At 40.5% G+C, this 26,640-nt stretch carries 16 protein-coding genes; 5 read left to right on the top strand and 11 right to left on the bottom strand.

Going from position 1 to position 26,640, the window contains the following annotated elements; translation table 11 throughout:
* Window position 1: 1 nt before the first annotated feature.
* The 4 genes from mgtE to FK004_RS09430 all read right to left on the bottom strand — a co-directional run bounded on the left by mgtE (window position 2) and on the right by FK004_RS09430 (window position 5,583).
* A complete protein-coding gene (gene mgtE / locus FK004_RS09445; RefSeq protein ID WP_108737045.1) occupies window positions 2–1,330 on the bottom strand; it encodes a magnesium transporter in 1,329 nt (442 codons plus the stop codon).
* 413 nt (window positions 1,331–1,743) lie between these two features.
* Window positions 1,744–2,628 (bottom strand): bifunctional 5,10-methylenetetrahydrofolate dehydrogenase/5,10-methenyltetrahydrofolate cyclohydrolase, encoded by an 885-nt coding sequence (locus FK004_RS09440; protein ID WP_108737044.1) that lies wholly within the window; start codon window positions 2,626–2,628, stop codon window positions 1,744–1,746.
* A gap of 129 nt (window positions 2,629–2,757) precedes the next feature.
* Window positions 2,758–4,095 carry a signal recognition particle protein gene (ffh, locus tag FK004_RS09435; protein ID WP_108737043.1) on the bottom strand — a complete coding sequence of 446 codons (1,338 nt, stop codon included), beginning with the start codon at window positions 4,093–4,095 and terminating at the stop codon, window positions 2,758–2,760.
* A 120-nt stretch (window positions 4,096–4,215) separates the two neighbouring features.
* Window positions 4,216–5,583 (bottom strand): LamG domain-containing protein, encoded by a 1,368-nt coding sequence (locus FK004_RS09430; protein WP_108737042.1) that lies wholly within the window; start codon window positions 5,581–5,583, stop codon window positions 4,216–4,218.
* Between the two features lie 168 nt (window positions 5,584–5,751).
* Here FK004_RS09430 and FK004_RS09425 point away from each other — a divergent pair, with 168 nt between their 5' ends.
* From FK004_RS09425 to FK004_RS09415, 3 genes are all read left to right on the top strand, one after another.
* The gene (locus FK004_RS09425; protein WP_108737041.1) at window positions 5,752–6,285 is read left to right on the top strand and encodes an RNA polymerase sigma factor; all 534 of its coding nucleotides are present in this window, start codon (window positions 5,752–5,754) and stop codon (window positions 6,283–6,285) included.
* A 28-nt stretch (window positions 6,286–6,313) separates the two neighbouring features.
* On the top strand, window positions 6,314–7,222 hold the full coding sequence (locus tag FK004_RS09420; protein WP_108737040.1) for a FecR family protein: 909 nt from the start codon (window positions 6,314–6,316) through the stop codon (window positions 7,220–7,222).
* A gap of 103 nt (window positions 7,223–7,325) precedes the next feature.
* On the top strand, window positions 7,326–9,545 hold the full coding sequence (locus tag FK004_RS09415; protein ID WP_157956066.1) for a TonB-dependent receptor plug domain-containing protein: 2,220 nt from the start codon (window positions 7,326–7,328) through the stop codon (window positions 9,543–9,545).
* Window positions 9,546–9,593: 48 nt separating this feature from the next.
* Here FK004_RS09415 and FK004_RS09410 read toward each other — a convergent pair whose 3' ends face one another.
* The 4 genes from FK004_RS09410 to argS are packed head-to-tail and all read right to left on the bottom strand — an operon-like array spanning window position 9,594 to window position 15,984.
* A complete protein-coding gene (locus FK004_RS09410; RefSeq protein ID WP_108737038.1) occupies window positions 9,594–11,276 on the bottom strand; it encodes an MBOAT family O-acyltransferase in 1,683 nt (560 codons plus the stop codon).
* Window positions 11,276–12,700 carry a LysM peptidoglycan-binding domain-containing protein gene (locus tag FK004_RS09405; RefSeq protein ID WP_108737037.1) on the bottom strand — a complete coding sequence of 475 codons (1,425 nt, stop codon included), beginning with the start codon at window positions 12,698–12,700 and terminating at the stop codon, window positions 11,276–11,278. The genes FK004_RS09410 and FK004_RS09405 overlap by 1 nt, the downstream gene beginning before the upstream one ends.
* Window positions 12,690–14,162 carry an SGNH/GDSL hydrolase family protein gene (locus tag FK004_RS09400; RefSeq protein WP_108737036.1) on the bottom strand — a complete coding sequence of 491 codons (1,473 nt, stop codon included), beginning with the start codon at window positions 14,160–14,162 and terminating at the stop codon, window positions 12,690–12,692. Before FK004_RS09400 ends, FK004_RS09405 begins: the two co-directional genes overlap by 11 nt.
* A 43-nt stretch (window positions 14,163–14,205) precedes the next feature.
* Complete coding sequence (gene argS / locus FK004_RS09395) at window positions 14,206–15,984, bottom strand: arginine--tRNA ligase (RefSeq protein ID WP_108737035.1); 1,779 nt, start codon at window positions 15,982–15,984, stop codon at window positions 14,206–14,208.
* A 315-nt stretch (window positions 15,985–16,299) separates the two neighbouring features.
* Here argS and FK004_RS09390 point away from each other — a divergent pair, with 315 nt between their 5' ends.
* Entirely contained in the window at window positions 16,300–20,892 is a 4,593-nt protein-coding gene (locus tag FK004_RS09390; protein ID WP_227871573.1) for a choice-of-anchor L domain-containing protein, read from the top strand.
* Between the two features lie 212 nt (window positions 20,893–21,104).
* The gene (locus FK004_RS09385; protein ID WP_108737034.1) at window positions 21,105–23,522 is read left to right on the top strand and encodes a TonB-dependent receptor; all 2,418 of its coding nucleotides are present in this window, start codon (window positions 21,105–21,107) and stop codon (window positions 23,520–23,522) included.
* 115 nt (window positions 23,523–23,637) lie between these two features.
* Here FK004_RS09385 and FK004_RS09380 read toward each other — a convergent pair whose 3' ends face one another.
* The 3 genes from FK004_RS09380 to lpxK all read right to left on the bottom strand — a co-directional run bounded on the left by FK004_RS09380 (window position 23,638) and on the right by lpxK (window position 26,636).
* The gene (locus tag FK004_RS09380) at window positions 23,638–24,648 is read right to left on the bottom strand and encodes a 3-oxoacyl-ACP synthase III family protein (protein ID WP_108737033.1); all 1,011 of its coding nucleotides are present in this window, start codon (window positions 24,646–24,648) and stop codon (window positions 23,638–23,640) included.
* A 181-nt stretch (window positions 24,649–24,829) separates the two neighbouring features.
* Window positions 24,830–25,639, bottom strand: a complete 810-nt coding sequence (locus FK004_RS09375) for a purine-nucleoside phosphorylase (protein ID WP_108737032.1) — start codon at window positions 25,637–25,639, stop codon at window positions 24,830–24,832.
* Window positions 25,602–26,636, bottom strand: a complete 1,035-nt coding sequence (lpxK, locus tag FK004_RS09370) for a tetraacyldisaccharide 4'-kinase (RefSeq protein WP_108737031.1) — start codon at window positions 26,634–26,636, stop codon at window positions 25,602–25,604. Before lpxK ends, FK004_RS09375 begins: the two co-directional genes overlap by 38 nt.
* Window positions 26,637–26,640 lie beyond the last annotated feature (4 nt).

Raw genomic sequence — 26,640 nt, 5'->3', positions numbered from 1 at the left:
TTTATAATAGTTTACCGCTCAATATTACAGAAGCGATGGAGAAGTAAATAATCAATCCGGTCACATCTACCAGTGTCGCCACAAATGGTGCTGATGATGTTGCAGGATCAAGTCCCAGCCGTTTCAAAACGAACGGAATCATTGACCCGGATAATGTACCCCATAACACTATAAATACCAATGATAAGGATACTGTGAATGCTACAGGCTCCCAATATACGCCATAGTCATACAATCCTGATTCCTGCCAGATCATTATCCTCAGAAATCCTATAATTCCCAAAATAGACCCCAGCATGAAGCCGGAAGAGATTTCCCGTTTCATCACGTACCACCAATCTTTGAGCTTTAACTCTTTCAATGCCATCGCACGGATAATTAGTGTTGCAGCTTGTGATCCGGAATTTCCCCCACTGGAGATAATCAAAGGAATGAACAACGCCAGCACGACAGCTTTATCAATTTCACCTTCAAAATAGCCCATTGCCGAAGCGGTAAGCATTTCTCCGAGAAACAAAACCACGAGCCATCCGGCACGTTTTTTAATCATCTCCAAAAGATGTGTTTTCACGTAGGGAAGTTCCAAAGCTTCCAGTCCACCGAATTTCTGGATGTCTTCCGTATCTCTTTTTTCTACCTGGTCCAAGATATCATCTGATGTAACAATCCCTACCAAAATTCCGTTATCCGAAATCACCGGTAAGGCTGCACGGTCGTATTTTTCAAATATGGTAATGGCTTCTTCCACATTTTGCGTTGCATATAAAGCGACATAATGGTTTCCCATTACGGATTCGATAGTGTCATCTTCATCAGCCATAAGAATGTTCCCGATCCGGATATCATCGATGAGCCGGAGGGCTTCATCTACCACATACACGAAATTGAGTGTTTCTGCCTTCTGCCCATTTTTTTTAATGTGGGACAAAGTCTGCCGGATGGTCCATTCTTTATTGGCCTGGATATAATAAGGTGTCATCATCCTTCCCACACTTTTCTCATCATATCCGATAAGTGTGAGAGCTATTTTTCTTTCTTCCTCAGGTAATAAATTCACCGCCTTTTTCACAATATGATCCGGAAAATCAGAGAATAACTGGGTCCGGTCATCAGGCGACATGGTTTTAAGGATCTCAACAATCTCGTTGGAACCGAGGCTTTTTAATATATTTTCCTGAGTATCTTTATCAAAATAGGCAAAAACTTCCCCTTCGACTACTCCGGAAAGCATGAGAAAAGAAAGTGCCTGTTCGCTTTTGCTAAGTTTAGCAATGGCTTCAGCAATATCACTTGGGTGTTTTTTGTTCAGTTCTTGAATATTCAATGTCATAACGCTAATTTGTTATTAATTGTTTTTAAATGATTTTGGTAACTGATCATTATAAAAAGCAGCAAAAAAGGGTAATCATTGAAAGAATCTATAGTAGATAAAAATAGAATTCGGAAGCAATCCGGAGTTTTGGATTGCCTACTTCAATGGAAACACATTCGTTTTGTTTCGGTAAAGCTTTTATAATAATTCTCTAATCGTGGGGGTGAGTTTGAATAGAGTAATCCTTAATTAAGCTCTATTCCGGTTTAACAACTCGAATAATAATCGTCCATTTCTAAGTGTTTTTTTATTTCGACTGCAAAAGTATTGTTTATTTCCTAAAAAACAGTTGCAATCACCAACTTTAAGATTTTTTTTATGCCTCCTTCATAAAAAAGCCCCAAACATTGCTTGGGGCTTTCGGTAAACTATTATTGTTTTAATCTTTTTTGCTCTCGGGCCAGTAAGGTATTTTTCAGCAGCATCGCAATGGTCATAGGACCTACACCGCCAGGAACCGGGGTAATAAATGACGCTTTTTTGCTTACATTTTCAAAATCAACATCACCTGTGATCACATACCCTTTTTCATTTCTGTCATCCGCTACTCTGGTAATACCCACGTCAATTACTACAGCTCCATCCTTAACCATTTCTGCTTTCAGGTAATTAGGCACTCCTAAAGCAGTGATAATGATATCTGCCTGTGTCGTTATTTGTGCAATATTTTTGGTATAACTATGTGTCAATGTTACGGTTGAATTTCCAGGAAATCCTTTTCTTCCCATTAAAATACTCATTGGACGGCCTACGATATGGCTTCTACCGATTACTACCGTATGTTTCCCCTGGGTCTCTACACCATAACGCTCCAATAATTCTAAAATCCCAAACGGTGTTGCTGGAATAAAAGTAGTCATATCAAGTGCCATTTTACCGAAATTTTCCGGGTGGAAACCATCCACATCTTTACTTGGATCTACGGCTAATAATACTTTCTGGGTATCAATTTGTTCCGGTAATGGTAACTGAACGATAAATCCGTCGATGTTATCATCTTCATTCAATTCTTTTATTTTTTGCAGTAATTCCGTTTCAGAGGTCGTGCTTGGCATTTTAATCAGGGATGATTCAAATCCTACACGCTCACACGCTTTTACTTTACTTCCGACATAGGTAAGACTTGCACCATCATTCCCAACAATAATAGCCGCCAGATGGGGCACTTTTTCGTTATTGTCTTTCATTTTCTGCACCTGGGCAGTAATCTCAATTTTAATGTCTTCGGATGTTTTTTTTCCGTCTAGTAGTTGCATTTCGTAGTAGTTTTAAAATTTGAAGCCCGGAGTCCTTTGGAACCCTGGATACTTCAGTTGGTAATAGTGTTGTTTATGTAAAAAATTTAAGGTTTAAGATTCCGTAGAATTTTAAACCTCAAAGTATTTTTATCGCATTCCTTTCATTCCTCCCATCATTCTCATGAGGTTTTTTCCGCCGCCGCCCTGCATCATCTTCATCATTTTGCTCATCTGGTCGAATTGCTTCATGAGTTGATTTACCTGCTGGATATTGGTTCCGGAACCTTTGGCAATCCTCGTTTTACGCTTGGCGTCGATGATCGCTGGCTTGGTCCTTTCAGTAGGCGTCATGGAGTGGATTATGGCTTCAATATGCTTGAAGGCGTCATCTTCAATTTCTACATCTTTCAGGGCTTTGCCTGCACCAGGAATCATCCCTACCAGGTCTTTCATATTTCCCATTTTCTTCACCTGCTGGATCTGTGTCAGGAAGTCATCAAAGCCAAATTCATTCTTGGCAATTTTCTTTTGTAATTTACGGGCTTCTTCTTCGTCAAATTGTTCCTGCGCTCTTTCCACCAGGGAGATAACGTCACCCATACCCAGGATTCGTTCTGCCATACGAGCCGGATAGAAAACGTCAATCGCTTCCATTTTCTCTCCTGTACCGATGAATTTAATCGGTTTATTGACAACAGACTTGATCGAGATAGCAGCCCCACCACGGGTATCACCATCTAATTTTGTCAGGATTACCCCGTCAAAGTTCAAACGGTCGTTAAATGCTTTTGCTGTATTTACCGCATCCTGACCTGTCATGGAATCCACAACAAATAAGGTTTCCTGCGGCTGAATCGCTTTATGCACATTGGCAATCTCGTTCATCATCTCTTCGTCAATAGCCAAACGACCTGCTGTATCGACGATAACGACATTAAAACCATTTGCTTTTGCATACTTGATTGCATTTTCTGCAATAGCAACAGCATTTTTATTTTCAGGTTCAGAATATACTTCCACCCCAATCTGATCTCCCACAACGTGCAACTGGTTGATTGCCGCCGGACGGTAGATATCACAAGCCACCAAAAGTGGTTTTTTATTTTTCTTTGTTTTCAGGAAATTAGCCAGTTTTCCGGAAAAAGTCGTTTTCCCAGATCCCTGAAGCCCTGACATCAGGATTACTGTAGGTGTCCCGGAAAGATTGATCCCAGCTACATCCCCTCCCATTAATTCTGTCAGTTCATCCTTTACCAGTTTTACCAAAAGTTGTCCTGGCTGCAACGTAGTCAATACATCCTGTCCAATCGCTTTCTCCTTTACTTTGGTGGTAAATTCTTTGGCAATTTTAAAATTGACGTCGGCATCCAAAAGTGCGCGTCGTACTTCTTTTAAAGTGTCGGCCACATTTACTTCTGTAATTTTTCCGTGCCCTTTTAATATATGAAAGGCTTTGTCTAATTTATCGCTTAAATTATCGAACATACGTTATATCGCTTTTATTGAGGTGCAAATTTAAGGATTTGATTTTGAAATTTTCAGATTTCTGCCAATAAAAAAACCAGTCTGTTACAGACTGGTTTCGTTTTGTTCTTATTTTTGAATTTATTGACAACAAGGCTGAAGCCCATACAACTGTGTAACTTCTGCAGCGTTCAGTTCCCGGTTGTAAATAGCGACATCATCAATTTTGCCCGTGAAATTTTTACCGATAAATAAATCCCCAATATCCTGTACTGTCGGTGGTCCTGCCGTACCACAATTTGCAATTCCGGTAGCAGTCTCATCCAATACCCCATTGGTGTATATTTTTATCGTATTATTTACCTGGTTATAAGTTGCTGTTACATGATACCAGATATTTTCCTGGGATCCGTTGACCTGCCATACGGAGTTCTTGTAACCGAATACTGCCCGCCTCAGGTCATACAACCCTACAGACCATTGCCCATTTGTATCGGGACAATGCATTCCGGTATCACGTCCAATCAGCAATTCATATTCCGATTGATCTACTCCCGGCTGGTACCATAAGGAAACTGACATTTGGGTAAGGCCATTTAATGCGGTGGTATTCGTGGCGCTTAAAAACGTACCGGTTGCGGCATCAAACTCGTAGGCACAATTTAGATTCCCTCCCCTATCGGCAGCAAAATGGGCTGTAGTTGTATTGGTCAGGTGTGCGCCACCTTTAGAATCCAGCAAACTGCCATTTCCAAAAGAATAATACACAATCAGGCCGTCATTTAGATTGGTAGGGATACAAGGTGGTGTCGTGCCACTACAATTTATAATAGCAGTATTGAGCACTGCCATAAGTTCCATATTACTATTCACAGGAACCGATTCCCCTACTGGGTTAATCATTATGGATATGGGATAATCAATCGCATAAAATTCATTTGCCTCCAAATTGTATAGCAACAGGAATAATGCTGTATTATTAGTAACGGTATAGGTATGGGCGAGTTGAAAATTACTGTCATATCCAAAAACCTGTATCGGATAGCTAATCGCAAAACAATAAATGGGTTCACCAGGAAGCGTAACGCCACATTCCTGACGTAAACTATTCAATTCATCGCTATTGTTTACTACTGCTTCATCGTAATTAGAATAAATTACTGTTATCGGGTACTGATACCCCATATAATTGTCGGCATTGGGGAATTGTAAAAAAATATCGGCCACCAAATGGTAATCGGATGGACTGCTGAGTGTCACCAACTGCCCATTAACATCTACCTGTACGGGTAGTTTGACCGAAAAGCAACTGGTGCTGTCAATCGCGTTATCCAATGTCGTATCGTACATGGAAGCACGTTGCAATAAATTGGTTAAGGGAGAATTCCTGGTTAATAGCTTCGTGTCCTGATCATTAATATCAACATCGTCATTCTGGCATGCTGCAAAAAGTAACCCTACAAAAAGAGCGCAGAGAAGCAACAATTGTAATTTTTTAAAATTATTCATAAGGATTTGTTTTAGGTTGTTGGATAGTAAACAAATGAATTTCAAAAAACCCTCCCCAAAGAAAGTCACTATTTTAATTTAAAACTATATTTGAAAAAAATAAACAACTGAAAGTAGGGTTTTTATGCTTCTGGCTGTTCTGTAACCAACACTGTCTATTTTGCATCCATGAACAAAATACAAAAAATAGCCGGCATGTGTGAAGAATTGGCCTTTTCCAATTTCTTTCGGCTGAATGCCCAAACATTACGGAACTATCTGTTTTATAAATTCGGGAATAAAGAACAGGCAAATGACATTTCACAGGAAGCGTTTGTAAAACTGTGGGAAAATTGTGCAGCAGTGCCTTTGGAAAAAGCAAAAGGTTTTGTTTATAAAGTAGCTAACAATGCCACATTGAACCAGATTGCCCATCAAAAGGTTGTGCTGCAGTATTCCAAATCCAAAAACAACACGTTTTATACTATTGAAAGCCCCGAATTTATACTGGAAGAAGCTGAATTTAAAACCAAATTGAGCGGAGTAATTGGAAAGCTTACAGAAGCCCAGCGTACTGCTTTTCTCCTGCATCGCATTGATGGAAAAAAATACCGTGAAATTGCTGAAATAATGGACATTAGTGTAAAAGCAGTTGAGAAGAGGATTCATGCCGCTTTGGTCGCACTCCGAAAGGAGATCGATACTGTGAATACGTTTTTTTAATGATTAAACTGAACTAATAAAGAGAAGGATGGAACGCAATTTTGACTTAGCGAAATGGCTTGCTGGAGAAATGACTAATGAAGAACTGGAGGCTTTTGAAGCTACTCCGGAATTTGAAACGTATGCCAAAATCAAGCATTATTCCAGTATGCTGGAAGCTCCGGATTTTGATACAACATCACAGCTAGAAACAATAACCACTTTAAAAAAGCAACCGCAAAGGATCTGGAAACCGAGTGTTTTTTTAAAAATAGCCGCCATGATTGTCGTTGTATTAGGGCTGGCATTCGTGCTGGCCTACACTAGCACCACTGCCGTAGTAGCAGTAGCCGGAGAGAAGTTAAACTTTTCCTTACCAGATCATTCCGAAGTAGCCCTGAATTCCGGCTCTGAAATTTCCTATGCCAAATGGTTCTGGTCTTCCCGCCGTAAACTACACCTGGATGGTGAGGCCTATTTCAAAGTGGCAAAGGGCAAAAAATTTGAAGTCACTACACCACAGGGAACCGTTACTGTAACCGGAACACAATTTAATGTAAAATCCCGTGACAGTGCTTTTGAAGTTGCCTGTTATGAAGGGAGTGTATGGGTCGTTTCGGGTACCATTCAAACGAAACTCCATAAAGGCGAACAGCTTATTATCCGGGATAAAAAAAACAGTAATGCTTTGCCATTGCAGGCTACAGCGCCGGATTGGATTTCGGGCTCACTTGCCTTTTATGATAGTTCCCTGAAGATGATGCTCACCGAAATTGAACGTACCTATGCGATTAGCCTTACCTATCAGGGACCTATTTCAGAGGCTCATTTTACCGGAACGCTACCCGGAAATGATTTGGAAACCACTTTAAAAATCATCTCTGCCACTTATCACCTGACCTATTCTAAAATATCGGATAAAAAGTATAGCTTAACCCCAAATGATTCGACCCGTTAAATCCTTTTGGCTACTTGCATTTCTTTTAATCGGTCAATTTGTATATTGCCAGCACAACGCACGCCCTGTTCCTTTACAAAACATATTGGCTACAATCTCCAAGATGCATGAGGTCCAGTTTAATTACCTCGAAAAAGAAGTAGCCGCTATCCAAGTAGTTCCGCCATCAAAAGAGCTATCTCTTTCGGCCAAGCTTACCTATCTGGAACAGCAGACCGGATTACAATTTGCCCGAATCAACGAAAAATACATTGCTGTTTCTTCGAAAAAGGCCGAATCAATTCCCGAGACAGAATCACTGGAAAAAATCACTATACCGCTTCAGGAAATCACCATTGCCCGGTACCTGACTACCGGTATCTCCAAAAGCCTAACCGGAGCATTTATTATAAAACCCAAACATTTTGGTATCCTCCCCGGCCTTACAGAACCTGATGTTTTACAAACGATGCAACAGCTACCGGGTATTTACAGTGCTGACGAAACTACCTCCAACCTGAATGTACGCAGTGGGACACACGATCAGAATTTATTTTTATGGAATGGCATCCGGCTGTTCCAGACTGGTCATTTTTTCGGGATGATCTCGGTATTCAGTCCCACCCTGACAGAAAAGGTCACTATTTTTAAAAATGGCACTTCTGCTTTTTATGGTGAAAGCACTTCCAGCCTCGTCGCTATTACGTCTTTTACAGAAAATGAAGTCAAACCGGCGACGGGATTTAGCAGTAATCTTATCAGTGCTGAATTTCATACGCAAATGCCGCTTTCTGAACGTGCCAATTTCCGGATTTCGGCACGTCGTTCCTATACTGATTTATTAGCAACCCCAACTTATCAGAACTACTACGACAGGGTTTTTCAAAATACCATTGTAACCGACATCCACAGTCAAAAAAATGCAGCCTATCACTCCGCCGAAACATTCTATTTTTATGATTTTACTGCGCAATACCAGCAGAAAATAGGAAACCGTTCGGAGGTCACCGCAGCAGTAATCGGGATCAGCAATGTATTGGACATCCATCAGGAAAATGCTAACGCCATACAATTCCGTGCAAAAAACAGCCAGTTGGAACAACAAAATTTTGGCGTCACAACAGGTATACAGCACCATTGGAACGAAAACCATACTACTAAAGCTGATGGTTATATTTCGTATTACAATCTCGATGCAACCAACAATGCACTGGAAAACAATCAAAACCTGAATCAGCAAAATAGGGTTACAGACATGGGAATCCGGATTGAAGACCATCAAAAAATCACCTCCGATTTCACCTTTAGCAGCGGTTATCAATACAATGAAATTGGCATCACTAATAATGACAATATCAACAAACCGGTATATTCCCGAAAAGTAAAAGAAGTAGTAAGGAGCCATGCTGCCATTGTGGAAACCGTCTACCAGCCCAACAATCGTTTTTTTCTAAAAACGGGTTTGCGTACCAATTACATCGAAACGTTTTCTAAATTCATCCTGGAACCAAGGCTGCAATTGGATTATGCCCTGACAACATCCCTGCATCTTGAGATTTCCGGAGAGCGAAAAAGCCAGACCGCATCCCAAATCATTGACCTGCAACAGGACTTTTTAGGAATCGAAAAAAGGCGATGGACATTGTCTAATGAAACCACAATCCCTATTCAAAGGAGCTCCCAAATAGCAATAGGCTTTACTTATAAAACACAGGACTGGCTGTTAAGCATGGATAACTATTACAAGAAAGTTTCCGGGATTTCAAGTCGGAGCCAGGCTTTTCAAAACCAATTGGAATTTATTAAGATCAATGGGGATTACAGCGTTTTGGGATCGGAATTCCTGATACAGCGCAATTTTGGCCGGGTATATTCCTGGTTGAGTTATGGGATAACAAATAGCGAATATACCTTCGACACCTATATTCCGTCCCAGTTTACCAATAACTTTCAGGTTGTGCATAGTATCTCCTGGGCGGGAGTTTATGAATACAAGCAGCTGAAAATAGCTGTGGGTTCCAAATGGCATTCCGGAAGGCCCGAAACTACTCCGCTGAGTTCTGTAGTAGCATTGGACAATCCGTTAAAACCAACAATCAACTACAATATGCCCAACAATACGACATTAAGTGATTATTTCCAGGTAAACTTTTCAGCAGCCTATACCTGGCAGCTTCAATGTGGCGCTCAATTGGAGTTAGCAGCAGCCGTATTAAATATATTGGATAAAAAGAACCTGATCAATCGCTATTACCGTGTGAACACCGACACGAACTCCATTGAGAGCGTGAATACGTATTCCCTGTCACGGACACCAAATCTATCGGTGAAATATACATTCTAAAAGCAACAAAGGATCTGGAGTGACTACGGATCCTTTGATGGTCTAATCTTAAAACTGGAAGTAAATAAAGGGCTGTGCTTCGGCAGAAGCGGTTGCATAAACTACCCAGAATATCAGCGCAAGCACTATTGCTTTTACCGGTATTGGCATGGCATAGAAACCATCCCGCAAGAATCCGATAACTCTTTCCGGCAGGAAGTGCCATACATACCCAATCAGCATCAGTAAAAATACATTTTGGTACCCCATTATGATAGTCTGCCATTGTTCTATATTGAACTGCAGCTGTCCTATATTATCGATAATCTGTAATGCGGTTGCAAAATCTTTTGCCCGGAAAAACAACCAGCAAAAAACAACAAAGTGAAAAGTCAGTAATACTGAAAGCACCATTGAGATTTTACTCCAAACGGTTTTTGAATCTTTTTTGGAAGGAAAAAATTCCATGAAAATTTTATGAACAGCCAAGGCCATACCATGCAGGGCTCCCCAAATAATAAACCTAAGGCTTGGGCCATGCCATAATCCTCCCAATAACATAGTCGTCATCAGATTGACATTGGTATACATTGTCCTGTTTTTTTCTTTGGATAGCAAAAAAGTCAAGATAAAAATTACCGAAGCCGAAATACTAATGATCAGCGGTATCATACTCACATTCATATAATATACGCCCCAGGCAATTAAACCGGCAAAAAAGACCGTTGGAAATAAGAATCCGGCAAAAGTACCTTCCCGGTTCCCTCCCACAGAAATGTAAAGGAAATCTTTTAACCAGGTGGAAAGCGAAATATGCCAGCGTCTCCAAAACTCGGTAATCGATACCGATTGGTAAGGAGTGCGGAAATTGGTTGGCAATTTAAAACCAAGCAATAATGCTACTCCAATGGCCATATCGGAATATCCGGAGAAATCACAATAGATCTGGATGGCATATCCATAGGAAGCCATCAGGTTTTCAAAAGCGGTATAACTGGAGGGGCTGTCAAAAACCCGGTCCACAAAATTCAGTGAGATATAATCAGAGATTACCGTCTTCTTTAATAATCCACCGATGATCAGGAATAATGCCCGATTTACATCATCCCGCGTCAGGTTCAGCTTTTGGTAAATCTGTGGCAGGAAATCTTTTGCACGTACAATCGGTCCCGCCACCAGTTGCGGAAAGAAGGAGACGAAAAATAAATACTCGATGTAATTATTGGTCGGTACAATTTCCTTACGGTAAATCTCAATGATATAACTGATCGACTGAAAGGTGTAAAATGAAATCCCTACAGGCAGCAAAATATTATGGAAAGCATAATGTGCCGTAAATAAATCGTTGTACGTTCCAATCAGGAAATTGGTATATTTAAAATACCCCAATAGCCCCAGGTTAACGACGATACTAATGAACAAATAGAATTTTTTCCACCCTACGCGGTCTTCCTTATAAATGACACTACTGAGTGAATAATCGACTACGGAGGACAATATCAGCAACAGAAAGTAAATCCCACTCGACTTGTAGTAAAAGAACAGCGAGAATAAAATCACATAGACCAATCGCAGGTAGAACGTTTTTCGCGTCGTAATATAAACGATATAAAATAGAAGAAACATCCCCAGAAACAAACCCGAATTGAATAAAAGCGGCTGTTTAGGATTATAAATGAACCAGGACTGAATATTTTCCCAGGTCAGTTTGTTCTGATCTTCCGTGAACCAATTTAGAATATCGGCAGTCATTAATTTACTTTAGTTAATTTGTAATTTGAATAAGCATCCATAATCGCCTGAAAAAGAAGATTCCCTTGTTTTTCGTAGCCTTGTTTTGTATAATGTACTTTGTCTGATCCTAATAATCCTTTTTCCGACAAGCGTTGTGCGCCGTACAATCCACCCAATTGGGTATAGAGATCCCAGGCAGCATATTGTTTTTTAACCGCTCCATCCAGGATGTTTTTGGCATAATCTGCACAAAAAACATTCGGGTATTTGCGCTGGAATAAAGATACCGGTGGTGTTGAAACAATGATTTCGGCTTTAATGTCATTATCTTTTAAGCTCTTAATAAACAGATCCAGCTGGCCCATGTACTGCTCCACAATCATTTTATCAAAGCTTTCATTGGTTCCCAAAGACAGGATAATCAAATCGGGCTGTAGGGCTTTCAGCTGTTCAAAAAAGACCGGGTATTTGTTGTAATCCGAAAATTTAGCGCCATTGACACCGATATTATGGTACAGTACACCGGGGTTATTATTTTCCAGGACTATTCCATTCAAAGCAAAATCACGCTCTTCTTTATTGGGCAACAGGTAAATCTTACCCAATGCTTCGCCAGTTTTATAATAATGGTAATTGGCAGCGGTTTCAAGCGGGAAATTGATGAATTCCGAACGCTCAATTACTCTTTTCTCCGTTTGGCTGGAAGGGATTTTCAACGTACGCCCAGCCCTGATATTATTTGATGTTAACTTATTGGCTTTTTTCAGGGCCGCAAGGGAAACATTGTATTTGTCTGCAATGATTGAAAGTGCTTCTCCATTCCGGATGCGATGTGTAACCGTTTTGGGTTTGGTACTTTCCAGTTTGATTATTTTTTTACTGGTAGCCAGTTCAAACATATTCTTGTTCTGAGGTGTAATCAGCTTTAGGGTATTGAAGTAATTCTCTTCTGATTTGATATTGATTTCAATCGCAAAATCATCGGACTTCGTGAACAAAGCAATCCCACTTAATCCTACAGGATTACCGACTACCGGAGAAATATTCCTGTAACTCTGCCAGGTTTCATTGGACGAAAACCGAACATCAAATTGGCCATTGGTACGTGCCAGATTGTGTGGAAACAGCAATCCGCGCCCGGCATTTCCAAAGGCCTGCTGGAAGCCACTGCGCACAACCCCGGAATACAAATCGGCCTGTATGTGCGAATCCCCGATATGGACAATATTAATCTGGCCTGTTTTATCTTGTTCCAGTCGTTGCAACTTGGTAAAAAATGGTTTCAATACTGCCGCATTCACCAATACATTTGGGGCAATAGGTATATCGGTTGAATCGACCGACATGGAATCGATTTCCACAATCAGGGAATCGGGTGTCTGCGCACATCCGGTAAACCCGAACAGCATCACGATAAAAGTAAACAGTACTTTATTGAGCATTTGTAGTATCGGATTGTGTAAAAATGCTATCCTTTTTTACAGGTGCTTTTTTGACGGTTATCTTTTTATTTTTTCGTAAAACCTTATATTGCTCATACCCCTGATCCAGTTGGCCATATAACATTTCAGCCACTTTTTTAGCCCCTCTGAAATTAAAATGGGTATAATCTTTATTGGCCATAGCCGGAACTTCTTCCACCCATTTCACCATCGATCCATCTCCTCCCATCAGGGTATATAAATTGATAAATCCTGCTTTATTATTAAGTGCGTATCTTTTTTGAGCCGTTGTTAACGGTACGACAGCGGAATCCGTTTTCATTTCCAGGTCATATTTTGTGCCTTTATCTGCCGAAGAAATAATCAGGATCGGCACATTTGGAAAACATTCCCTCAGGTGGCTTATTACCTTGGTCATGCTCTTTTCATACCAACTGTAATTTTTGGTTCCGTAGTTCAATACATTGGTCCCATAATGCAATACAATCAGGTCATAATCTAATTTTTCTTGAAAGGCACGCATCAACCCTACATTAAAAGTCGTTATCGGCAAACCTGAATTTCCTCTTTGCGAGAAGTTATCGACATGTACTCCTTTTCCATCATCAAAGTTAAATCCGTAAATCGGAATGGAATCGGCATGTATAAAATTGGCTTTAAATCCTTTGATCGCATGAGGAGCGATCTGCAGGGTATTTAATATTCCGGAAGGATTTAGTTTTTTAGTCATTTTTACCGTATCCTTATCTACAAGAATGGACAATGAGCCACTTCTGTTTCCTGATTTACCATAAAATAATGTAGGATTATCCAATTCGGTAGCAAAACGTGTTTTGTTTGCTTTATAGCGTACCCATTCCACGTGGGCTGTATCATTGGCAAAAAATACGCGGCCATTCACCCCAAAAGGGCGAATTGGTCGTTTTACGTTAAGGTAGGATTGCATTTTCCAGTTTTTAGAAAACTCATGGGTAATGGTGCTTCGGGAAGCTGCAGATTCCGAGTTAATGGATACAAACCCTACGCCCTGTCCTCCATATTTGGCCTGATAATTTGACCTGATATCCTGAACAATCATATCCCCATCGGTCATCGAATCACCAAAATAAGCGATGCGCACTGCGCCTGACTGTTCGGTTTCCAGCTTGAATAATTTTTCAAAGAAAGAAATCAGGTATTGGTACCCTTTATAATCAGTAAAGGTTTCGTTCGGAAAAACAATACCATTGGTTTCATCGAAAACCACGGCTTTTTTGGCTAATGTAGAATCATTGGCTTCTGCAACAGTATCATCTTCCGCCACGGCTTCCAGCATCAGGCTGTCCACCAGGACATTTTTAGTAAGGCCTGGTTTCTCCGAGAAGATTTTATTGGGAAGTACTTTTTTAAATATTAAAAAAGCTGCTGCTGCCAGCAACAATATGCTGAAAGACTGAAAAAAATATGATTTAGGTGTCTTCATTGGATTAACACTAACGTATAAACAACATTCTTAGTACCCATTTTTACATTCGCTCGGGAACACTAATCCCTAAAAGTTTCAGTGCCGCACTGATGGTATCGGCCACTTTTTTAGACAATTGCACACGGAATGCTTTTTCATTCAGGTCGGCAGCGGCCAAAATAGGCACGCCCTGGTAAAATGAATTGTATTCGCGTACCAGGTCATAGGTATAATTCGCAATAAGCGCCGGGCTATGATTTTGTGCAGCAGATTGTATCACTTCAGGGAATAAGATCAATTGTTTCAGTAGTTCTTTTTCTTTTTCATGTAATACAATACCTTCCAATACTCCGGAGAAATCAAAATCAGCTTTTCTGATAATCGACTGGATTCTCGCGTAGGTATATTGGATAAACGGGCCTGTATTCCCGGCAAAATCAACCGATTCTTCCGGATCAAAAAGGATTCTTTTTTTAGGATCTACTTTCAACAGGTAATATTTCAAAGCGCCAAGTCCGATGGTACGGTATAATTTTGATTTTTCCTCTTCACTATATCCTTCCAGTTTCCCCAGTTCTTCTGAAATTTTTCGGGCTGTCAGTGTCATTTCTTCCATAAGGTCATCAGCATCTACGACAGTTCCCTCACGGCTTTTCATTTTTCCCGAAGGTAAGTCTACCATTCCATAAGAAAGATGGTACAGGTTCTCTGCCCAGTCAAATCCTAATTTTTTCAGGATCAGGAACAGCACTTTAAAATGATAATCCTGCTCATTCCCTACGGTATACACCATTCCGCCAACATTCGGCAAATCTTTAACACGCTGGATTGCGGTTCCGATATCCTGTGTCATATAAACCGAAGTACCGTCAGAACGCAATACAATTTTTTCATCCAATCCGTCAGGTGTCAGGTCGATCCATACGGAACCATCCTCTTTCTTAAAGAAAATGCCTTTTTCCAGGCCATCCTGCACAATATCTTTTCCTAACAGATAGGTGTTGCTTTCATAATAAAGGCTATCGAAATTAACGCCTAAATTTGCATAGGTTTCTTCGAATCCCTTATACACCCACTTATTCATCATTTCCCAAAGGGCTTTTACCTTTTCATCACCAGCTTCCCATTTTTGAAGCATCTGCTGGGCTTCAAGTAAAATTGGCGCTACTTTCTTTGCCTCTTCCTCTGTTTTGCCTTCCGCTATTAATTCGTTTATTTCTGCTTTATAGGCTTTATCAAATGCAACATAATATTTTCCTACCAGCTTATCTCCTTTTAATCCGGTACTTTCCGGAGTTTCACCATTACCGAATTTTTGCCAAGCCAGCATGGATTTACAGATATGGATACCACGGTCATTAATCACTTGGGTTTTATAAACTTTCTTCCCGGAAGCTTTAATAATTTCTGCAACAGCATATCCTAATAAATTATTCCTAACATGCCCTAAATGGAGTGGCTTATTGGTGTTGGGAGAAGAATATTCTACCAATATGGAGGTATCGCCTTCTTTGGGTGTTACAAAACCAAATTGGGCATCATCTTTAATCGTGTTGAAAAACTTGAGGTAAAATGCATCAGAAATTACAATATTTAAAAATCCTGATACTACATTAAAACGATCCACCTCAGCGATATTCTCGACTAAGTAGTTACCGATTTTAGTTCCGATATCGGCTGGATTGCTTCTTGTTATTTTTACCAAAGGAAACAATACCACAGTAATATCCCCTTCAAATTCTCGTCGTGTTGCCTGAAATTCCACTTTTTCAAGTGCTATTCCAAACAAATTCTGAACTGCATTTTCAATAGGTTTTTGTAAAATATCCTGTAAAGTCATTTTTCTTTTTATTTAAGCGTGCAAAGATAATCATTCTGACCCAAATTATGAATGGGAATTTTTTTCATTTTATCCCCTAACAATTACCCTCCAAAAAGGGAATTAAAACCCAAAGTTCCATCATTTTAGTTTGATGATTCATTTAGCAGGCAAAAGACCACTATTTAACGTTAATATATTGATAATTAATGCGTTTTGGCTGCATATTTTTAAATAACGTATGTTTTTTTGAAGTAACTTTATATGAGAAATTAATTTTTAAGAGCCCCATTTTAAAAGTTAGTTTATTTTTTGCATCACGTAAATTCCCCTGTCATGAAAAAAGGCCTACTACTCTTTTTTATGATGTACGGCGGTGCTATTTGTATGGCACAGTCTATAACAGTGGATACTTCCACGTACACCGTACCCCAATTAGTATCCCAAGTACTGATCAATTCTCCTTGTAACCCTTCTTCCAACGTCACGTGGCGTACGGGTACCCAGTTTGGCACTACTAACGGGATTGGTTATTTTGAAAATACCAATCCGGGATTTCCGATGCAAAGTGGGGTTATCCTCACCAGTGGGAATGCTGCCAATGCACCCGGTCCCAATACAAGCATACTCAATGACGGTAATGCCAGCTGGATTGGCGACACCGATCTTGAGGCAATATTGGCACAAGCGGGGATTCCTATGACTTCTACTAATGCTACAGTGTTGGAATTCGACTTTACGCCTATTTCTCCCAGTTTCAGCTTTGATTTTCTTTTCGCCTCAGAGGAATATGGAAATTACCAATGCCAGTTTTCAGATGCTTTTGCCTTTTTATTGACGAATACTGCTACCGGACAGACAACCAATTTAGCCGTTGTGCCCGGAACGAGCCTTCCCATCTCTGTACAGACGATACGGGATTACCTTTACAATTCGACCTGCCCTTCTGCCAATTCACAGTTTTTCCATCGTTTTAACGGAGGATCGAACGCTTTGGCTTCGGCAACAAATTACAATGGTCAGACAGTAGTCATGCAGGCCTCTGCAGTATTGATTCCCAACACGCCTTACCATATCAAACTGGTCATTGCAGACCGGCTGGATTATGAGTCAGATTCTGCTATTTTTCTTTCCGCCAGCAGCTTTAACATCGGGCAAAACGTATTAGGGCCTGATCTCACAATTGCCGCTCAAAATGCAGTATGTGCCGGAACGTCCCATACGCTCACAACGGGATTAAATCCTTTGGAATATACTTTTGTATGGACCAAAAATGGCGTTATTATTGCCAATCAAAATGGCCCGGACCTGATCGTCAGCCAGCCTGGCACCTATGGTGTTATTTACAATAATATCAATACTCCCTGTGTGAATCCTGCCAGCGACACGATTATCGTTGAATTCTATCCGGCTTTGATCACCCAAAATCCTATTCCGCTTTACAAATGCAATACAGGGGCTACAACATACAGTTATAACCTTGGACTCAATACCCCAATCCTTTTAGCCGGCCTAAATCCCGGAATGCAAATTTCCTATTACGAAAGTGCTGCTGATGCCAATTCTGACAACAATCCGTTACCCAACTTTTATAACAGCACCGGGAATCAGACCATTTATGTTCGCATTACGAAAACCAATTCCTGCTTTATTGTAAAATCATTTCAGTTATTGCTCACTCCTCCTCCAACAGCTACAGTTCCCCATAATTTAGTGAGTTGTGCAGTACCCGGGAATCCCGCAAATGGAAATTTCAATTTCTCACAGTTAAACGCCGAAATACTCCATGGGCAATCGCCATCAATTTATACCGTGACCTACCATACCACTCCGGAAAATGCCAATGCCGGCAATCTACCTTTGAATGCTACAAGCTATGAAGCCCCGGCAGGCACAATTTATGTGCGTGTCCAAAATGGGTCAGATCCTGAATGTTACACCACTACACAATTTGAGATCAGTGTAAGCCCACTGCCGCCTGTGGATATACTTTCCAATGTGATCGTTTGTGATACTTACACCTTAGAAGCACTCACTAACGGAAACTATTTTACAGGGCCTAACGGAACCGGAACACCTCTTTTTGCCGGTAATGTAATCACCAGTACCCAATTGATTTATATTTTTAATGCATTCACTACTACCCCGTTTTGCACGAGTCAAAGCAGTTTTAAAGTTACTGTTGTCAGTGCCCAGGAGGTAACGCCCAATAATGCAACCAGTTGCAATAGCTATACATTACCCGCATTGGATTATGGTCATTTTTTCACTGCACCGGGCGGTAATGGTACGCCACTTACTTTTGGCGCTACGCTAACCACTTCACAGACCGTTTATGTGCATTATGTCTCACCCGATCCGCCTTTCTGCCAGATTAATTCTTCTTTTCAGGTTACCGTTATCCCGTTTGAAGCATTACCAGAATTTACAGATGTATTTGATTGTTTTTCCTATACCTTGCCACAACTCAATAGCGGAAATTATTATACTGGCCCAGCCGGAACCGGAACATTACTTACTGCTGGTACTGTAATTACAAGTACGCAGGAAATTTATGTATACAAAACCAATAACATCTGTCATGACGAAAAGAGTTTTACCGTTTTCATTACAATCACCCCGCCGGCTACAGCAGTAGATTGCTCGAATTACATTTTACCGCCACTACCGATTGGAAATTATTATACAGGGCCGGCCGGAACCGGAACATTGCTTACTGCTGGTACTGTAATCACAAGCACACAGACAATTTATGTATATGTTCCTTCCAACAATGTACCTAATTGTACGGATGCTATGCATTTTGATATCATCATAAGCCAACCCTTTGAGACCATTCCTACAGAAGTACAGGCTTGTGCCACTTACACACTACCCTCATTAGAAGTCGGTAATTATTATACGGGGCCTAACGGTACGGGCGTACAATTGACTCCTGGATTTGTAATCACTCAAAGCCAGGTAGTTTACATCTATAATCCTTTCAATAGCGGACAAAACTGCACCAATCAAATCAGCCAGAACATCATTATTAATGATTATCCCCTGATTGATTCCAGAGCTGATGTTGACACCTGCAATGCGCCTTATATCTTAACACCACTGGCGGTCGGAAATTATTTCACAGGCCCTGACGGTACAGGAACCCAACTCGTTGCCGGCACCGCTATTACCGAAAACCAAACTATTTATATCTATGCGACTACAGCTACGAATCCACCCTGTGGTATTGGTAATAGTTTTACCGTCACCATCCATAATATCCATGCTGATGCGCCTGCTGATGTAACCCGATGCGATCTTTATGTCCTTCCTGCACTTACTGTAGGAAATTATTATACCGGACCGGGAAAAACAGGCACTCCAATGCATGCCGGAGATAGTATCACCACCACGCAAACCTTATATATCTATGCTGAAACCAATGAACGGTTCAATTGTATTGATGAACATTCTTTTCTCATTACCATCATCCCTACTCCTGTAGTAGCCCCCGTTGCCAATATTAAGATTTGCAATGCGTATGTCCTGCCTGCACTGGCTGTTGGAAATTACTTTACGCAGCCCAATGGTGTTGGCACTATGCTTCATGCCGGTGATACCCTTACGGCAAGCGAAGTCGTATATGTGTATGCGGAAACCGGGACAGCCGTTAATTGTTCCGATCAAAAAGTCTTTTCCGTTTCTATCTTTAATGTAGAAGAACCGGAAGATGTATTCGCCTGTGAGAGTTATGTGTTGCCCCCTTTGACATTTGGCAAATACTATCGGGGACCCAACGGAACCGGCGGCCAGGTCGCCAGCGGTAGCACGATTACCAATTCCATTCTTTTATACGTTTATGGTACCGCCCCTTGGACACCCGCCTGTACGGATGAAAGCAGTTTTTATATCACTATTGTAAAAACGCCACAAATCCCCGCTATTCCCGCAACACTGACAACGGTTTGTGACGAAGACGGGACAAATGATGGGATTACACTTTTCAATCTTGCACAACTCAATGCTGCCGTATTAGGTAACCTCAACCCTGCCGAATACCGGGTAGATTATTTTCAAAGCGCTGCAGCTGCCCAAAACGATAGTAACCCGATCACATCAACGATAAGCACAGTTGCTTATGTCCGTTTGAGCAGCTTATTAGCAGAAGATTGTTTTTCAGTCCGCCCAATTACGATTACAGTCCATAAACTTCCACAGCCTATAGTAAAAAATGGAGCGGTATGTATTGATTCTAAAACCGGGAATTTACTAAACCCCTATACTATTACAACTGGCCCACCATCGACAGGATATACCTACATCTGGGCTGATGCCAACGGTGTGCTCAGCAATGCGCACGGAAATTCCTATACTACCACAGTACCCGGGACTTTTACCCTGACAGTTACCAATTCATCAACAGCCTGCGTTTCTGCGCCTGTCACCATACAAGTTATCCAGTCCGAACCAGCGACAGTAACCTATACTACCAGTAATGCTTTTGACGACAACCCTTCCATCACAGTAACAGCACTCGGCTTTGGAGGCGATTATGAATATGCACTGGATTCCGGGCCATTTCAGGATAGTCCCGTATTTAACAACGTAGCTTCGGGAGAACACACCATAACTGTAAATGATAAAAATGGATGTGAACCTGTACTGATAAAAGCTCTAATCATCAATTATCCCCATTATTTCACACCGAACGGAGATGGGTATCACGACACGTGGAATATTACCGATTTGTACTTCCAGCCTTCTTCCTTTATTTACATCTATGACCGCTACGGAAAGCTCATCACTAAGATAAGACCCCGGGGTGCAGGATGGGATGGTACCTATAACGGGCAGCCCCTGCCATCTACAGATTATTGGTTTACGGTAACCTATACTGAATTCGGGGAAGAAAAAGAGTTTAGGGCACACTTTACCCTAAAACGCTAATTATGAAACGCTCCAATCCAATGAGCCGATAAATTTTACATTTTTTAAAATTTATTTCACGCAAACCTGTAACAAAAATAACTTTTGATAGTCTATTAGGAAGTATTGATAGAGTATTAAAGTTAAAACGGTACTATGTAATACAAAGTATTATATATTTTACATATCTTTGTTCCATCAATCAAAATCAAATATTAAAAAGAAATTCAAAAATGAAACTTAAATTATTACTGCTTTTAGTATTCAGCGCAGTTTTTTCAGTAAATGCCCAAAACACGGGTAGCATTTCCGGTACGGTTACCGAAAAGGCAACAAAAGCTCCAATCGGGTATGCTACTATCGAAATCCGTGAAGTAAATTCCACTAAAATCGTAGGTGGTGGCATTACAGAAGAAAATGGGAATTTTAAAATAACAGGACTTGCACCAAAGAATTATACCATACAAATTCAATACATTGGATTCAAGCCATACAGTGCGAATGCAAATCTTGAAACGGGCGATAAAAATGTTACCCTAAAAGTAATTCTTGAAGAAGAAGCAACACAATTACAGGATGTAAATGTTGTAGCAGAGCGTTCAACGATAGAACAAAAAATTGACCGTAAGGTGATCAATGTAGGCCGTGACCTTACGACTGCAGGAGCTACCGCATCGGAAATAATGAATAATATCCCTTCGGTAAATGTGGATCAGGACGGTAAACTTTCCCTGAGAGGTAATCAGAATGTACGGGTTTTAATTGACGGAAGACCTTCCAACGTAGATCCTGCCCAGTTATTAAAGCAGATTCCTTCTTCTTCGATCAAAAAAATTGAATTGATTACCAATCCGAGTGCGAAATATAATCCTGAAGGAATGTCAGGGATTATTAATATCGTGTTACATAAGAATACCAATGATGGTTTTAATGGTAATCTAAATGCCGGAATCACTTTTGGGGATACTCCGAAATACAACAATTCACTGGACATGAATTACAGAACCGGGAAGGTAAACTTCTTTGGAAATGGCGGAAAAAACTTCGGTAAATATTTCAATGGTGGTCAAATCGAACGACTGGACAATAATATGGTACAGGATTTAAAAATTGTAAATGATAATGATTCCTATCTGTATAAATTAGGAATGGATTTCTACATCGATGATAAGAATACCATTTCTGTATATACCAATCAGAATGCGATCAGTGGGCTGAGCGAAATCGGAACCAATATTAATTACAGAAATGGCGATCGCAGCAACATCCGACAGTTTGCTACTTATGACACTGACGGCCGCAATGGATCGTACAATCTGGCGTACAAACATTTATTCGAAAAAGAGGGACATACTTTAGATTTCGAAGGAAATTTCAACGACTACAAGCAAACCCAAAATGCAAATTTTGATACCGATCCAAATACCGGGTCGGATGTAGAGCCTAATATCCTGTATCAGGACAATATTAAGGATATCCGTAAAAACACTACGATGAACCTCGATTACGTAAATCCATTAAGTGAAAAATCAACATTAGAATTGGGAGCGGAAGCCCGTATCACCCGAACTACCAATGATTACCTGACTGGAAATCCAGGAATTGCTGTCGAAAACCGTATTTCAAATTACACATACGATATTGATATCTATTCTGCTTATGCCACATTCGGGCAAAAATTTGAGAAATTCAGCTATCAGTTGGGTGCTCGTTTTGAAAGCTATAAAGTACAGGCAAACCTCAACTATGGCCAAAAAACATTTGAAGATGATTATATGACGGTTTATCCTTCTGCTTATTTCACGTATAACCTGAATGAGAAAAACATGTTCCAACTGAGCTACAGCCGTCGTGTTGACCGCCCAAGCTTAGAACAAACTAAACCGATCCGTGAATTTTCCACACCTTTGGTTACCTCTTTAGGAAACACAGAACTGGAACCACAATTTACGAATTCTGTAGAGGTGAATTATACCAAAACATTCAGCAAAGGCTCTTTTACAACTGGTGTGTATGTGAGAAGTATCAATAATGAAATCAGCAGAACATTATATCCTGATGATTCCGACCCTACCAACCAAAAGCAAATTATGAGTTATACCAATTTCAGCAACAATACCGCTTATGGTTTTGAAGTGTCTGCAAATTATAAAATAACGAAATGGTGGGATGTTCAGCCTTCTGTAGATTTCTCAAGCATAAACCAAAAAGGAATTGTATTCGTCCTGGATCCTGTAACTGGTGATTCACAACCGATGAATAAAAAAGTAGATGTGGCAGCATTCAACACCCGCATAAACAGTAATTTCAAAGCTACAAAACAGTTAAGCTTCCTACTATTCGGATTTTACAGAGGTCCGGTAGATGGAATCCAGAATAACAGTAAGGAAATGTATAAAATAGATGCTGGTGGGCGTTACGCGATGCTAAACAACAAACTGACTTTCAGCGTACGTTTCAATGACATCTTCGACACGATGCGTTATGCTTTTGACGCACAGAATCCTTACCCACAAACCGGGCAATTTACCTGGGAAAGCCATAGTGTTTATTTCGGTCTGAATTACTTATTCGGCGGCGGTAAAAACAGAGCGCTACAGCGCAAACAAAGAGAAGATAACACCAAACAAGGAAGTGGTGGTATGTTCTAAGCCAAGTGTATTAGTTTTTTTTATTAATATTGTTAGTTCAAAGAAAAACCCGAAGAGTGATGCCTTCGGGTTTTTCGATTTTAATACTATCCTGATATAGAAAGAGGTGATTATCTTACCATTTTATAACGGCACTTCCCCAGGTAAATCCACTACCAAAAGCAGCCAATACTACCGTATCACCCGATTTTATCTTACCCTGTTCCCAGGCTTCTGTCAGAGCGATCGGAATTGACGCTGCTGTGGTATTACCATATTTCTGGATATTATTATACACCTGATCGTCGGTCAATTGAAATTTCTGCTGGATGAATTGGGAAATCCTCAAATTCGCCTGATGCGGAATCAGCATATCAATATCGGAAACCTGCAGATTGTTTGCTGCCAATCCTTCTTTGATTACTTCACTGAAACGCACAACTGCATTTTTAAATACAAACTGCCCATTCATATACGGAAAGTAACTTTCATCATTTGGATCATTATCGGCCAGGATATCTGTTACCCATCTTTTCCCCATTCCCGGTGCAATAAGTGATAATTCTTCTGCATGTTGCCCTTCAGAATGTAAGTGTGTCGATAAGATTCCTTTCGTCAGGTCTTCTTCACGACTGAGTACAGCCGCTCCGGCACCATCACCAAAGATAACCGATACACCACGTCCACGTGTTGTCATATCCAATCCTGTAGAGTGCAGTTCGGAACCGATCACCAATATATTCTTGTACATTCCTGTTTTTATAAACTGGTCTGCTACCGAGATGGCATAGATAAATCCGGAACATTGATTTCTGACATCAAGTGCACCAACAGTGCGAAGACCCAAGTCACGCTGTACCAAAACTCCAGGTCCCGGGAAATAGTAATCAGGGCTTAGTGTCGCGAATACTACAAAGTCAATATCTTCTTTTGCAACACCGGAACGTTCAATAGCAATTTCAGCTGCCTTCACGCCCATAGTAGTTGTGGTATCTCCATCTCCTTTTACCACATGCCGGCGTTCTTTTATACCTGTTCTCTCCTGAATCCAGGCATCATTGGTTTCCATAATTTTCGAAAGATCGTCGTTTGTCACAACGTTTTCAGGAACATAATAACCCAGTCCCGTTATCTTAGAATGATACATACGCTATTGTTATTTTATTAAAAACAAGGATGCAAATTTACACATACTTTAAAATATACTCCATCCAAGATACACTTTTTTATTATTCCTTATAAAATTATTTTATTGACCCGTTTTCAAAAACGACAAAAGCGGCTTTATCCCATGAGATAAAGCCGCTTTTGTAACTATAGTAATCTGGTTAATTTCGAATCAGCTCACTGATCAATCTACGCACCTGAGGTTCTGCTTTTTTTGCGGCCTCCAATACTTCCGTATGGTTGACCATTTCTATATTTTCCTCATCCCCCATATCTGTTATTACCGATACGCCAAAAACTTCCATCTCCATGTGTCGGGCAACGATAACTTCAGGTACTGTTGACATGCCCACACAATCTGCACCTACATTTTTTACCATTTTATATTCAGCGAGTGTTTCAAATGTCGGGCCTTGTAAGCCTAAATAAATACCGTCTTTGACTGCTATTCCCAGTGTTGCTGCCAATGCTTTGGCTTTTGCAATCATCGCTTTCGAGTAAGGTTCACTCATATTGACAAAGCGGGGGCCAAAACGTTCATCGTTTTTACCCCGTAATGGATGCTCAGGCATAAAATTAATATGATCATTGATCAGTACTATATCCCCTACCTTATATTCTTTATTCACTCCTCCCGATGCATTGGACACTATGAGTTTCTGAACACCTAAAAACTTCATTACCCGTACCGGAAAAGTTACTTCCTTCATATCATAGCCTTCATAAAAATGAAACCTGCCTTTCATGGCCACTACTTTTTTAGTTCCAATAGTCCCAAAAACCAAAGCTCCCTGGTGCCCCTCTACTGTTGAAACCGGAAAATTCGGGATGGTATCATAGGACAATGTATGGGTTATCTGGATGTCCTCTGTAAAACCTCCCAATCCTGATCCTAAAATCACACCAAATTCAGGTGTAATTCCTGTTTTCTCTTTAATATACGCTACGGTTTCCTGTACTTTGTCCCACATAATTTAAAATTGTTTTATCAAAATTGTTACTGTCCGAAATAAAGGCACTTTTTATCGGCAGGTAAAATAACTGTTCCTCCGGCAGCCTGCCTTTTAAACGCACATAATCTTTTTCTGTTGTAATGATTTTATTTCCCCGGGCTTTCTCTGTTATAGCCTTAATGTCTTTTTCTGAAAAATGATGATGATCGGCAAAGGTCATCATTACATCGCCCTCTTTTTGTAAATGGTTAAAAAATGGCTCTGGCTTGGCGATCCCCGCTACCAGCACTTTATCCATTGCTTTTACCGCTGTCACATCCTCCTGCTGATGCCCGGCAAAAACAAAATCATCATAATGGATGTAACTAAAATACAACTGTTGGTTTGACTTTAATTTTAATTTCCGAGCAATCGCTTGCCGGTCTGCCATACTAAGGTCAGGAGGGCATTTAGTAACCACTACTATATTGGCTCGTTTTGCCCCATTACGGCTTTCCCGCAGATTTCCGGTAGGCAGCATATAATCGTCAGCATATAAGTCGCCATAAGCCGTGAGCAGGATATAAAAACCCGCTTTTACTTTTCGATGCTGAAACGCATCATCCAATAATATTACGTCCGGTTTTACAGTACCTTTCAATAACTGTTCGATCCCATTTTTGCGGTTAGCATCTACGGCCACCTGAATATTTGGAAATTTGCTATAAAACTGAAAAGGTTCGTCTCCAAGGGTGATCGCATTGGAATGGGCATCAGCCAGTATGAATCCTTCCGATTGCCGTTTATACCCGCGGCTTAAAGTGGCAACGGTATAAGAATTGGTCAATAACCGAATAAGGTATTCGATCTGTGGCGATTTTCCCGTTCCTCCTACACTAAGATTTCCTACAGCAATAACCGGGAGTTCAAAAGAATAGGATTTCAACACGCCACAATCGAATAAAAAATTACGAAACCAGACGATTCCTCCATACAATATGGAGAATGGAAAAAGTATTTTTCGAATGAAATTCATCATA

It is taken from the genome of Flavobacterium kingsejongi, assembly GCF_003076475.1.
Classification (GTDB): Bacteria; Bacteroidota; Bacteroidia; order Flavobacteriales; family Flavobacteriaceae; genus Flavobacterium; species Flavobacterium kingsejongi.
Note: the sequence above shows the minus strand (reverse complement) of the source record. Positions and strands in the feature narration are given on the sequence as shown.